This window comes from Pelomicrobium sp. (assembly GCF_036803785.1).
GTDB lineage: Bacteria > Pseudomonadota > Gammaproteobacteria > Burkholderiales > UBA6910 > Pelomicrobium.
The window spans coordinates 1-12,481 of sequence record NZ_DAIRTR010000091.1; the positions used below are offsets into that span (position 1 = coordinate 1).

At 63.0% G+C, this 12,481-nt stretch carries 12 protein-coding genes; 11 read left to right on the plus strand and 1 reads right to left on the minus strand.

Annotated elements, in window-relative coordinates; genetic code table 11:
- The 11 genes from V7Q81_RS11005 to V7Q81_RS11050 form a co-directional block, all read left to right on the plus strand.
- Positions 1 to 671 (plus strand): glycosyltransferase family 4 protein (locus V7Q81_RS11005; RefSeq protein ID WP_333843179.1); only part of this gene is annotated, 671 nt, incomplete at its 5' end.
- Positions 668 to 1,564 carry an NAD-dependent epimerase/dehydratase family protein gene (locus tag V7Q81_RS11010; protein ID WP_333843182.1) on the plus strand — a complete coding sequence of 299 codons (897 nt, stop codon included), beginning with the start codon at positions 668 to 670 and terminating at the stop codon, positions 1,562 to 1,564. The genes V7Q81_RS11005 and V7Q81_RS11010, both read left to right, overlap by 4 nt.
- Before the next feature lie 4 nt (positions 1,565 to 1,568).
- A complete protein-coding gene (locus V7Q81_RS11015) occupies positions 1,569 to 2,126 on the plus strand; it encodes a sugar transferase (protein WP_333843184.1) in 558 nt (185 codons plus the stop codon).
- A 111-nt stretch (positions 2,127 to 2,237) separates the two neighbouring features.
- Positions 2,238 to 2,495: a HEPN domain-containing protein gene (locus tag V7Q81_RS16120; protein ID WP_442954816.1), complete on the plus strand. Its 258-nt coding sequence runs from the start codon at positions 2,238 to 2,240 to the stop codon at positions 2,493 to 2,495.
- Between the two features lie 560 nt (positions 2,496 to 3,055).
- A complete protein-coding gene (locus tag V7Q81_RS11020; protein ID WP_333843186.1) occupies positions 3,056 to 4,954 on the plus strand; it encodes a polysaccharide biosynthesis protein in 1,899 nt (632 codons plus the stop codon).
- 188 nt (positions 4,955 to 5,142) lie between these two features.
- Positions 5,143 to 5,583 (plus strand): type VII toxin-antitoxin system MntA family adenylyltransferase antitoxin, encoded by a 441-nt coding sequence (mntA, locus tag V7Q81_RS11025; protein WP_333843188.1) that lies wholly within the window; start codon positions 5,143 to 5,145, stop codon positions 5,581 to 5,583.
- 65 nt (positions 5,584 to 5,648) lie between these two features.
- Entirely contained in the window at positions 5,649 to 5,981 is a 333-nt protein-coding gene (hepT, locus tag V7Q81_RS11030; RefSeq protein WP_333843190.1) for a type VII toxin-antitoxin system HepT family RNase toxin, read from the plus strand.
- A gap of 230 nt (positions 5,982 to 6,211) precedes the next feature.
- Entirely contained in the window at positions 6,212 to 7,513 is a 1,302-nt protein-coding gene (locus V7Q81_RS11035; protein ID WP_333843192.1) for an O-antigen ligase family protein, read from the plus strand.
- A complete protein-coding gene (locus V7Q81_RS11040; protein ID WP_333843194.1) occupies positions 7,500 to 8,324 on the plus strand; it encodes a glycosyltransferase family 2 protein in 825 nt (274 codons plus the stop codon). The genes V7Q81_RS11035 and V7Q81_RS11040 overlap by 14 nt, the downstream gene beginning before the upstream one ends.
- Before the next feature lie 614 nt (positions 8,325 to 8,938).
- Positions 8,939 to 9,700, plus strand: coding sequence for a glycosyltransferase family 2 protein (locus V7Q81_RS11045; RefSeq protein ID WP_333843196.1), 762 nt, complete (start codon positions 8,939 to 8,941; stop codon positions 9,698 to 9,700).
- A gap of 77 nt (positions 9,701 to 9,777) precedes the next feature.
- Positions 9,778 to 10,905: a glycosyltransferase family 9 protein gene (locus V7Q81_RS11050; protein ID WP_333843199.1), complete on the plus strand. Its 1,128-nt coding sequence runs from the start codon at positions 9,778 to 9,780 to the stop codon at positions 10,903 to 10,905.
- 834 nt (positions 10,906 to 11,739) lie between these two features.
- Here V7Q81_RS11050 and V7Q81_RS11055 read toward each other — a convergent pair.
- Positions 11,740 to 12,481 (minus strand): ABC transporter ATP-binding protein (locus V7Q81_RS11055; protein WP_333843202.1); only part of this gene is annotated, 742 nt, incomplete at its 5' end.

Below are 12,481 nucleotides of genomic sequence, written 5' to 3' on the forward strand. Positions count from 1 at the left end.
GCGCGGTGATCGTGCAGAACCCCGACGATGCAGCAGCCGTCCGCCGGCTGGGGGTGACGCCGGAACGCATCCGGCTCATTTCGGGGGCCGGGGTGGATGGGGAACTTTTTTCGCCCCGCCCCGAGCCGGATGGAGCGCCGGTGGTAATGCTGGCCTCGCGGCTTTTGTGGGACAAGGGGGTCGGCGAATTCGTCGAGGCGGCGCGGCGGCTTGCGGGCCGGGGACGCTTCGTGCTGGTGGGTGCGCCGGACCCCGACAACCCGGCGAGCGTGTCGGAGGCCGACTTGCGCGGCTGGGTTTCCGAAGGCGTGGTGGAGTGGTGGGGTGCGCGGGAGGACATGCCCGCTGTGCTCAATCAAGCGCACATCGTCTGCCTGCCTTCGTATCGTGAGGGACTGCCCAAGGTGCTCTTGGAGGCCATGGCCTGCGGGCGGCCGGTGATCGCGACCGATGCGCCGGGCTGCCGGGACTGTGTGCGGGATGGCGACAACGGCCTGCTGGTGCCGATCAGGGATGCCGGGGCACTGGCCGGGGCCATTGCGCGGCTGCTCGATGACCCGGCCTTGCGCCGGCGCATGGGCGAGCGCGGGCGCGAGCGGGCGGTCGAGGAATTCAGCCAGGAGCGGGTGATCGCGGCGACGCTGGCGGTGTATCGCGAGGCGCTGGCATGACGGTGCTCATCACCGGCGCTTCCGGCTTCATCGGCCGGCGGCTGATCCAGCCGGGGGATCGGGCGCTGGTGCGGCGGCCGGCGGGGTTGCCGAACGAGTTGATCGGCGACCTGCTCGACCCAGCCTGTCTCGCCCGCGCCTGTGAGGGGGTGAAGACGGTATTCCACTGCGCGGGGCTGGCCGAGGCTTCGCGGGGGTCGGATGCGGCGGCGCATTGGCGCAGCAATTACGAGGGCACACGCAATCTGGTGAATGCCGCGGGCGAGGCGGGAGTCAGGCGCTTCGTATTCTTCTCCAGCGTGAAGGCCATGGCCGAGCCGGATGAACGGTGCGTGGACGAGGACTGGCCAGGCGAGCCGGAGACGCCTTATGGCCAGTCCAAGCGTGCGGGCGAGGAAGCGGTGCTGGAGGCCGGGGCAAGATATGGCATGCACGTGGTGAATCTGCGGCTGGCGATGGTCTATGGCCGGGGCAGTCGGGGCAACTTGTGGAAGATGGCGCAGGCGATTCGGAAAGGCTGGTTCCCGGGTCTGCCCGAGACGGGCAATCGGCGCTCGCTCGTGCATGTGCAGGACGTGGTCGAGGCGGCGCGCCTCGCCGCGCAGCGCGCGGAGGCGAACGGACGCGCTTACATCATCGCTGATCCGCGCCCGTATTCGACGCATGAGATCGAGGCGGCGCTGCGGGGGCTGCTAGGGGTGCCGGCGCGCTGGCGCGTTCCGGCCGGTGCGCTGCGCATGGCCGCCCGGCTGCATCCGCGCCTTGGGGAGATTGTCCGACGGCTCACGGGCTCGGCCTGTTATTCTCCGGCCCGCATCGAGCGGGAACTCGGCTGGCGGGCGCGGGTAGGGCTGGAGGAGGGGCTGCGGGAGATGCTGGGCGCGGCCGGGTGAGCCGATGAAAGGGCAGCGTGCGCTGGATCTTTCGTTGGCGCTTCTTGGCCTGGCGGTCACGGCGCCGCTCTTCGTCGCCCTGCTCTTCGCCGGGTTTTTCGATACGGGCTCGCCGCTCTTCATCCAGGAGCGTGTGGGCAGGAACCGTGTGCCCTTCCGCCTCGTGAAGTTCCGCACCATGCGGCCGGGTACGCCCTCGGTGGGCACGCATCTCGCCGATCCTGCCGCAGTGACTCGTTGGGGAGCATTTTTACGGCGCACCAAGCTCGACGAGCTGCCGCAGCTGTGGAACGTTTTGAAGGGCGAGATGAGCCTGGTGGGGCCCCGTCCCTGTCTTCCCAACCAGACGGAGCTCATCGCCGAACGGGAGAGGCGGGGGGTGTTCGCCGCGCGTCCGGGCATCACGGGGTTGGCACAGATCCGCGGCATCGACATGTCCGACCCGGTGCGGCTCGCCGAGGTAGACGCGGAGATGCTGCGTTCCCTCGATCTCGCGCATTATTTTCGTTATCTCACCGCCACAGTGCTTGGTCATGGCCGCGGAGATCGGCTCAGGACCTGAAGGGTCAGTTGATGTATGCTGCATACACCATGAGTATTCTATCGTTTGTCTGGTTCGCTCTGGCCGAGCAGGATATTGATCAAGCGCGTGACTCTCGCGCTGCCGGCCTTCATGAATAGGGCTTGCTCTGCTACCCAGCAAGCGGAAGAGAAAGTCATCAAGGCGTTACATCTTTTTTTCGTCAGGAGGTCCGGGAGCAGGTTATTTTGCAAACTCCTGACGGAGTTGTCCTTCACGGCGTCGGCCGATTTCGTCGAGGGAGCCAAGGTTCTCGACGATTTCTACATCGTGACCCGATACGCCAACGGATATCTGACAGGTGCTCCGCTCGAGCACCACGGCACTATTCAGTATTCGTATCATTCGTAAGGTGCGCTTTCGCGCACCGCGTAGGGGAAAGTGCTGGGCCGGACGGTGCGCGTCGGCTGCGCGCGCCCTGCGGGTACTGCGCAGATGACGATGCGTTTCGCTTGGCTCAACGCACCCTATGGCCTCTCCATCGACGGCTCCCGCCGAGACAGTGGGCCCTAGGCCGCGCCTGGGCGCACCGTATCGGGGAGCGCGCCGGCCGGGGAGCTTCAACCCTCCTTCGTCGGTGCGTTTCGCCCATGGCTCAACGCACCCTACGGTGTTGGAAAGATGCGGTTAGGTGCGATAATCCGGTCACCGGATGCGGGCCTCGTCTGGGTTGCTGCCGGATGCGTTTCTTCCACAGGCCACGGGACGCTGACAGTTGCGCCGGCCACTCCGGTCATTGGCCGTGCCTTGCGTGTACTGAATAAGCCAGGGGAAATTCGGTTGCAGCGGATGGTTCGTCAAACGTTTACCGCGAACGGGATCGTGGTACCCTATGGCGCCGTTGGGTGGGACGACGTTCGGGACGCGCTGCCTGCGGGCACAGCCATCACGGACCCACCGCGTAGAAGCCGATGATCAACAACCCGAAGACCGCTCTAGCGTTCGCCCATGACGTAGTAGCCTGCGGCGTGGCTTGGGTATTGGCCTACCTCCTCAGGCTCAACCTGGATTACACCGATCCCTTCTTCTTCGGTGCGTGGAAGACGCTGCCTTGGGTAATCCCGACCCAGGCGACCGTGTTCCTGGCCTTCGGCCTCTACCGCGGGATCTGGCGCTACGCGAGCCTGCCGGATCTCAAGCGCATCGTGCTCGCGGCAGCCGTGGCCACCATGGCGAGCGCGCTGCTGCTCAAGCTCCTGCCAGTACCCGGGACTGTCCCCCGTTCAGTTTTCATTCTCGATCCGATCCTGCTCGTCATGCTGATGGGGGGAAGCAGGCTCGCCTACCGCACGTGGAAGGAGCGGCGGCTCTTGAGCCTGCACGCCCTCGAGGCCCAGCCCGTGTTGGTGCTGGGGGCGGGCGATGCGGGTGCGAGCCTGGCCAAGGCCCTCGCGCGGAGCAGCGAGTGGCGGGTGGTGGGGTTCCTGGACGACGATTCGGGCAAGCACGGGCGGCAAGTGCACGGGCTGCCCGTGCTCGGACCCATCGACGCCCTGCCGCGCCACGCTGCCCGCTACGACGTCAAGCACGCGATCGTGGCGCTCCCTTCCGCCTCCCACGCGGTGCGGCGCCGAGCGGTGGAGGTGGCCACCCGGGCGGGGTTGCGGGCTCTGACGGTGCCTTCTTTCGATGACCTGGTGAGCGGGCGCGTCAGCGTCTCCTCCATCCGCCAAGTGGAGCTGGACGACCTGCTGGGGCGGGACCCGGTCATGTTGGACACGGCCGGACTGCGGGAGTGGCTGAGCGGGCGAACCGTGCTGGTGACCGGCGCGGGTGGCTCCATCGGCGCCGAGCTGTGCCGCCAGATCGCCCGTTTTGCCCCAGCCAGACTCATCATGCTGGAATTGAACGAATTCGCCCTCTACCGCATGGAGCAGGAGTTCGCCGAGCAATTCAAAACCTTGCCCGTCGCGTGCCTCATCGGAGATGTCAAAAACCGCCTGCGCATGGAGCAGGTCCTCGACGAGTACCGCCCGGACGTGGTGTTTCACGCCGCCGCATACAAGCACGTACCCCTCATGGAGGAGGAAAACGCCTGGGAGGCAGTGCAGAATAACGTCCTGGGTACCCTGGTGATGGCCGAGGCGTGCCGGGACCGAGGGATCGGCAAGTTCGTCTTCGTCTCCACCGACAAGGCCGTGAACCCGGTCAACGTGATGGGAGCGACCAAGCGCCTCGCCGAGATGGTGTGCCAGGCGCTGCAGAGGCCCTCGTCCCCGAGCCCGGTCCACCCGGGGCAGGGAAAGAAAAGCGCGACCCAGTTCATCATGGTCCGGTTCGGCAACGTGCTGGGCAGCGCGGGAAGCGTCATCCCCAAGTTCAAGGAACAGATCGCCCGAGGCGGGCCGGTGACGGTCACCCACCCGGAGATCACCCGCTACTTCATGTCGATCCCCGAGGCGTGCCAGCTCGTGCTGCAAGCGGGTCTGATGGGCAAGGGCGGCGAGATCTTCGTCATGGACATGGGCGAGCCGGTCAAGATCGTGGACCTCGCTCGAGACCTCATCCGTCTGTCCGGCTTTTCCGAAAACGAGATCAAGATCGAGTTCACAGGGTTGCGGCCCGGGGAGAAGCTCTACGAAGAGCCCCTGGCCGATGGCGAAACGACGCTGCCCACGCCTCACCCCAAGCTGCGCATCGCCCGGGCCCGCAACGTGGATCCCGGCTGGCTCGACGAGCTGCGGGTATGGCTCATGATCCCCCCCGTCACCCCGGAGAAGCTGCGCTCGGAGCTCGCCCGCTGGGTGCCAGAGTACCGGCCCAACGGGGGCACGGCGAGCGGCGTGGCGGTGAACCGCATGCTCGCGTAACAAAGGCCGGCGCCCTCTCCTGTACTTTCCGTTTGCTTGTACCGTGGCGACAAAAGTCGAAACGGTACCGGCGACGAGGCGTCGCGTTTGCCGTCTGAGACAAGACGCAATTTACCAACGTGTCTGGGACAAGCCATTGGCGGTCTATAATATTTTGAATTTCCCCGTTTGCCCCGGGCCTCTGAGGTATGTCTAACGCTAAACCCGTTCTCCAATATCGAGGTATAGACCTTGAAACCCTGAAGGCGTGCATCGCCCAGGCGCTGTCACCCTTTCCAGAAGTGCGCGCAGTTTACCTTTTCGGTTCCGCCGCTACCGGCCACTCTAGAACGGACAGCGACCTAGACCTCGGTGTAGTGACCCGTCATCCTCTTGGAAAGGGCAAACTCGACCTCTTGACCGCACTTGCGGCACAGGGACTGGATCGCGTCGATCGCGTCCTGTTAGACGAAGCGGACGTGGTATTGCGCTACGAGGTCGTGCGCCCCAACAGCCTGGTTTACGCAAGGCACGATTTCGATCACGGCGCCTTTTTCTCCAAAGCGGTCCGCGAGTATTTCGACTTGATGCCTCATCTACAACGCCAACGTGAAGCATTAAAGCGAAGGCTGCTCCATGCTCAGACCTGAAGTCCTTCGCAAACGGATTCAGAAGCTCGAGGAATATCTCGCCATTCTGGACCACTACCGACTCCTTGAAGGAGGAATTCCTGCGCGATCCGGAGAAATACGGCAGCGCAGAGCGCTTTCTTCAGCTCGCCATCGAAACCATCAACGATATGGCAAGCCACGTCATCGCGGAGCATGGACTAGGTGAAGTGAACGCGAGCCGGGTTTACGCTAGGCTATTGAGGGAGCACGGTTACATTACCACGGCACTTGAACAGCGATGGATACGGATGATCGGCTTTGGCAACATTCTGGTGCACAACTATCTCGACATAGATCGGAACATCGTTTTCGACGTTATCCAAAACGACCTCAACGATTTGCGGGCGCTGCGGGACGTTTTTGTCCAATCTCTCTGATCAATTCGGACAACCGATGCTCTGGCTGAATACGGGATCGATCAGCGAGCTGCCGCACCATGGCAACCCGCACCCGTCCGTAGCATGCCCGGAGCCGCCATCACTCCATCGCCAATACTGCCTTGATCCTGCCTGATCGCGCCCCAACGGCCGTCTGCGAGTGGCGTCGAAGCGGCGAAAAGTCGCCAATGTGAACAATCCTTGTTCGTTCCTCGAAGGCGCACCTATAAATGAACCAACCAAGGCGTGAATCGCTGGATATTCGCGACACTTTGCTCGTCGCTTCCCTAGCGCTTTTTCCAATTTTCTTTCTCACGGTCCGTGGCTGGGTAAACGGATTTCTGTTTTTCCTCTTCCTGCTCTCGCTGACCTACTACCGTGACTACCTGCCCCCTTGGCGAGCAACGAAACTTGATGTCCAAAGCTTGAGCGTGATCACTGCCTTGGCCTCGCCATTCCTCGCCATTTTGATCTCCCAAGCCCTGCGTGGCGATTTCATGGCCAAGCCATACGATGGGCCGCTACGCATGTTGCTGGCGATCCCGCTTTTTCTTTTGCTGAGGGAGAAAAAGATCGATTTCGTAAAGCTCTTGCAATACGCTTGCCCGATTTCCCTCTTGCTGGCGGTGGGTTCGACGATCCTTTTCCCCTTTCGGTCAGGTGAGCGCCTCGCAACTTACTTCGTAGATCCAATCACGTTTGGCAATTACTCCCTTGTCTTGGGGTTCATGTCTTTGTTCAGCATCCACCTCCTGGAAAGGGACAGCAAGTTTGTCGTCGGGCTAAAGTTTCTTGGATTTCTGGCTGGGGTATATTTATCCATTGGCTCCCAGTCCCGCAGTGGCTGGCTCGCCGCTCCCGTCCTGCTGGTCATCTGGCTGATCACCCGCCGCGAACTCTTGCGACCCCGCGCACGCCTGGCAGTCGTAGGGGTCGCCATAGCTAGCGCTCTCCTGTTCTATAGCGCCTTGAGCCCCGTACACCAGCGGATCAATGACGCGATCCAAAATGTCGAGACTTGGGCTACAGGAAAAAACCCGAATACATCGGTAGGGTATCGCCTCACGATGTGGCGGATGGCTTTGGTTCTGTTTTTAGACCAGCCACTCTATGGCTACGGCGATGAAGGCTATCTTCATCTGCTTGACACCCATCCGGAAATCGTATCATTCGCCACTCCTGAGGCGCGGCTTGTCATGCACACCGGCCCCCACAACGAATTGCTGGCGAGCATGTTGCGGGCGGGTATCTTTGGACTCACTTCCACGCTTTTGGTATTTTTTGTTCCCGCCTTTCTGTTTTCGAAAAACCTTCGGTCACCGTTGCCCAGCGCGAGAGGCGCGAGCCTGCTGGGTCTGTGCTTCGTGATCGGGCTATTCCTCAGCGGTTTTTTTGGCGAGCAAGTGCTGTACTTGAAGTTTCTCGCCTCTTTCTATGGGATGATGATTGCCTCGCTGTGCGCAACAGCCCTCACGGAAGAGAATAAAAAACCTACCGGAGCGACATCGAGTGCTTTAAATGCAGGGCTTTGATTACGCCATTACCTTTGCGTGTTACAACCAGGTCGACTATACACGCCAGTTTGTCGAAAGCTTGATCACATCGGGTGTGGACCTGTCGCGCGTGGTGGCCGTCGACAACGCTTCGACGGACCGCACGCGGGATTATCTCGAATCTCTGCCGCTCGGCGGGCGAATTTTCAACACCAGGAATTTCGGTTGCGGCGTGGCCTGGAACCAGGGCACGCTCGCGCTTCAAGCAGAATGGACCATCATCATGAACAACGACGTCCTGGTAGCGCCGGCCTGGCTGGAAAATCTCCTTCATGCCGCGCAAAAAGGTGGCTTCAAGATCGTCTCTCCCGCGCTCGTCGAGGGCGCGCTGGACTACGACTTTGACGAGTTTGCACGCGAAGCCATGCGGCGTATGGGAAGCGCTCTGCGCAAGGGCGCTCGGCATGCCGTGTGTGTGGCAGTTCACTCTTCTGTCTGGATGGAGATAGGCTTTTTCCGACCCGTCCCGAAGCTCTGGGGGTATGAGGATACGCTGTTCTTTCACGAGGCCGAGCTAGCCGGGATCCCCATGGCCATGACGGGCGCATCCTGGCTTCATCACTTTGGCTCCATCACCGTCAAGGCGATGAAGGAAGAACGGGGCCTGCACGGGAAACAGGGGCTTGGCGCGCGCCGTAATTATCGCCTTCTCAATCAGTCGTGGCTCGAGCGAAAACTGAGGAAGATGCGTCAGGTCCGACAGCGGCGAATCTGGCGGGACCGCGAGGTGGCAGAGTTCGGCATGTCCATGCACGGGCTTCGGCGGGACGGCCGATTCGAATGGATTTAAGCGGAGGTTCACGCCCGAGACGTATCGATGTGACCCTTGCGGCTGGGCGCTCCCAGACACGCCGAGTCAGAATGGGACCCGAGTCGGACGGCGCGTTTCGTCGGGGCGCAACGTACCCTACGATGCCATGGCTTTGGCGACCCCCCGGCGCCATCCTAGCGACGGCAGAGGAGCGTTACTCCGCAAGGCCAAGCTTTTCGGTCAGATCCGGCGGCCGGGCGATCACACTTGAGGGCGCTGCTGCGAAATCTCGGACGAGACCCCTTTCTCGGCCTCCGATCGCCAGCGGTTCTGGCTTGACGGGTCTTGCCGGGAAAGCCAGAATGGCTGGGTGAAGACTGTCCCCTTCGCGGAAGCCAAGAACCGGCGGGACGCTTTGGGTGCGGCCGAGTGAGCCGCGGAGGAAGACAGCGAAACGTCTGTTGCACCTTCATCCCTTGCGTACGGCGGATTCGTTGTCCTTGGCCGCAGCCGTGACTCGTCTGTGCAGCCGCTCTTCCGGCGGTGATTTCGTTCGTGTGTATCCCCGTGTTTGCGCCGCTACCTACCGGGAGGAACTGCATATTCTCGCGGTTTGAGTCGGCACCTTCGTCCGCGTCTCTTACTTCGTCCCATTGAGCCTCTCTGTCATTGTCATTGCCAAGAACGCCGAGGAGACGATCGAACGCTGTCTCACCTCGGTCGCCTGGGCCGACGAGATCGTGGTGCTAGACTCGGGCAGCCGGGATGCCACGGTGGAGATCGCCCAGCGCCACGCCAGCAAGGTGGAGGTTTCTCCCGACTGGCCCGGCTTCGGCCCCCAGAAAAATCGGGCGCTCGCCCTGGCCAACAGTGAGTGGGTATTGTCACTCGATTCTGACGAATGGGTGCCGGAAGCGTTGCGGCAGGAAATCGAGCAGGCGATCCGGTCTCCCGGCGACCACGTGGCCTTCCGCATGCCGCGCCTTTCCACCTTCTGTGGGCGTCCCATCCACCACTCGGGTTGGTGGCCTGATTATGTGGTGCGCTTATTCCGCCGGGGCAGCGGCCAGTTCAGCGACGATCTGGTGCACGAGCGGGTGCTGGTCACTGGCCCGGTGGGCACCCTGAAGACCCCGCTGGGACACGCGCCGATTCGCGATCTGGAGCAGGCTTTGGAGAAGGTCAACGCCTACTCGTCGGCCGGGGCGGTGAATTTCTTCCGCGCTGGCCACCGGGGATCCCTCGCCAAGGCGGTGGGCAGGGGAGCGTGGAGTTTCTTCCGCACCTATGTGCTGCGCGCCGGTTTCCTGGACGGCCGGATGGGCTTCATCCTGGCGATATACAACGCCGAGGCTACCTACTACCGGTATCTGAAGCTCATGCTACTCGAAGAGCGCGAACGGGATAGACGCTAGCGCCATGCTTCCCGTCTTCCTGTAGCAGTCTTTCGCTCCGTCTTGCGAGCCGTAGAACATGCAAGCTCGAGATCGAGATGAACGCCACGCTTGAGCGCCGAGCGCCTGCGATGCCGCCGAGGCATGTCCTGGTCATCGTGACTCGCCGCATCGGCGACGTGCTCCTAGCAACGCCCCTCATCCGCTCGCTCAAGCGGGCCTGGCCCGAGGCGCGGGTCGACGCCCTGGTGTTCCAGGGAACGGAGGGAGGGCTGGCGGCGAATCCCGATATCCACCGGATCCATACCGTCGCCGAACGCCCCGGGGCGGTGGAGCACGCGAGGTTCTACGCCGCGCTTCTGCGCCGTTACGACATCGCCTTATCGGTCTTAACCGGGGACCGGCCGACCCTGTATGCCTTCGCCGCCGGCCGCTGGCGGGCGGGGCTGCTCAACCCCCGCCCCAAGGAAGCCTGGAAGCAACGGTTGCTCCACCGGTGGATTCCCTTCGACGACCTGGAGACCCACACGGTGCGGATGAACCTGAGGCTTGCGGAGCTCTTGGGAATCCCCCCCATCGCGGAGGTGGTGGTCGGCTGGAGCCCTCGGGACCAAGCGCTCGTGCAGGCGTTGACCCTAGGCACCCGACCAGGTCATTACGCGGTCCTGCACCCGTACCCCAAATTCAATTACAAGAAATGGTACCCCGCCGGATGGAGGCAACTCGCGGCCTGGCTCGACCGGCAGGGGCTACGCATCGTGCTCACGGGCGGCGCCGGTGCCGAAGAACGGGCCTATGTTGCGGCCGTCGCCGAAAGGCTGCCCGGAGGAGCGCTCAACCTGGCGGGTCGCGTGAGCCTCGCCATGCTGGGGCCCCTACTGGCCGGCGCCGCCGTCTACGTCGGGCCCGATACCGCCATCACCCACATGGCCGCCGCTGTGGGCACCCCCACCGTGGCCTTGTTCGGCCCCTCCAACCCGGTCAAGTGGGGACCATGGCCCAAGGGCCACCCGGCCGATCAAAACCCTTGGCAACGGATCGGGAGCCAGCGGGCGGGAAACGTCTTCCTCCTACAAGGAAGGAAGCACTGCGTGCCCTGCATGCTGGAGGGCTGCGAGCGCCACGTTCAGAGCTATAGCGACTGTCTCCAGGAGCTACCCGCGAGCAGGGTGATCGAGGCGGTGCAAACGCTGCTCGCGGAGCGCCCGATGCCGGTCGGGTTTTGACACGATTTCAGTCTAACACTGTGTTCGTGCGCATAAAAAACGTGACCATCACGCTGGATGAAGAGGTGGCCCAGTGGGCACGGGTCTGGGCGGCGGAGCATCACACGAGCGTCTCCCGCCTGGTTGGTGCAAGCGGATGCTCGAAGAGGAAGGTCACCAGGCGGCCATGAAACAGTATCTCAGCGCCAAATCCGTTCTCCTGAAGCGGCCAGCGAAGTATCCGTCAAAAGACGAATGGCATGAGCGGCGCTCGTTGTTTTGTCGACACCCATGTCTTGGTGTACTTTCGCGACGCTTCGGGCTCCCAAAAAAACCCAAAGCTGCCGCGTAGCTCGCCGCCTTGTGGCGGACGAAGGCAGGGAGAATCAGCACTCGGGTGCTAAGCGAATTCTATGTCACGGTGACTCAGCGCTCGACCCCGGGATGAAGAAAGCAGCGGCGAGGGCCGACGTGCGCAACCTAGCCGCCTGGCATCCAATCCCTGTGGATACTGCCGTCATTGAAGACACATGGACAGTCCAGGATCGTCACACGCTTTCCTGGTGGGACGCCTTGATCGTGGCCGCTTCCCAGAAGGCGAATTGTGCATACCTCTTGAGCGAGGACTTCCAAGACGCGCAAACGCTCCCCGGCGTAAGAGTCGTCAATCCTTTCGCGCACGAACCAGAGCAGGTACTCGACCACCTCCGGTAAAGAAGGTGATCGATATCTGATCACCCCACCAAGAGCCCGGGCAGCCTTGGGGTGGTGCGCTCAAGCGCACCCTACGACCATCCTTCCGTAGGGTGCGTTGCGCCGCAGGCGAAACGCACTGTCGATGGCCAAGGGACCGCCTCAGGCGCCCGAAGGCTCTAACATCTCGCCGAACTGAATCCCGTAGAGCCGCGCGTACAGCCCACCTGCCGCGAGCAGGGTCTCATGGGTGCCCGTCTCCACGATTCTCCCGTGGTCCAGCACCACGATGCGGTGGGCCCGCTCGATGGTGGAGAGGCGATGGGCGATGACGAAGGTGGTGCGGTCCCGCATCAACGCCTCCAGGGCCGCCTGCACGTGCCGCTCCGACTCGCTGTCGAGGGCGGAAGTGGCTTCGTCCAGGATCAGGATCGGCGCGTTCTTGAGGATTGCTCGGGCGACCGCGAGCCGCTGGCGCTGGCCGCCGGAGAGCCTGACCCCGTTCTCGCCCACCAGGGTCTCCAGTCCCTCGGGGAGCTGCCGGATGAAGTCCATGGCGTGGGCTGCCTCGGCGGCGGCGATGATCTGCGCCCGCGACGCTGCGCTGTTGGTCCCGTAGGCGATATTGGCGGCGATGGTGTCGTTGAACAGCAGCACCTCCTGGGAGACGAGGGCGATGTTGGCCCGCAGGCTCGCGAGCTTGAGCTGCTCGATATCCTGCCCGTCCACCAGGATGCGCCCCTGCTGGGGATGATAGAAGCGGGGAATCAGGCTGACCAGGGTCGTCTTGCCGCTGCCCGAAGGGCCGACCAGCGCCACCGTCTCGCCGGGCTGCACCTTGAGGGAGAGATTTTCGAGCGCGGGCCGCGCCGCCCCTTCGTAGGTGAAGGTGACGCGCTGGAAC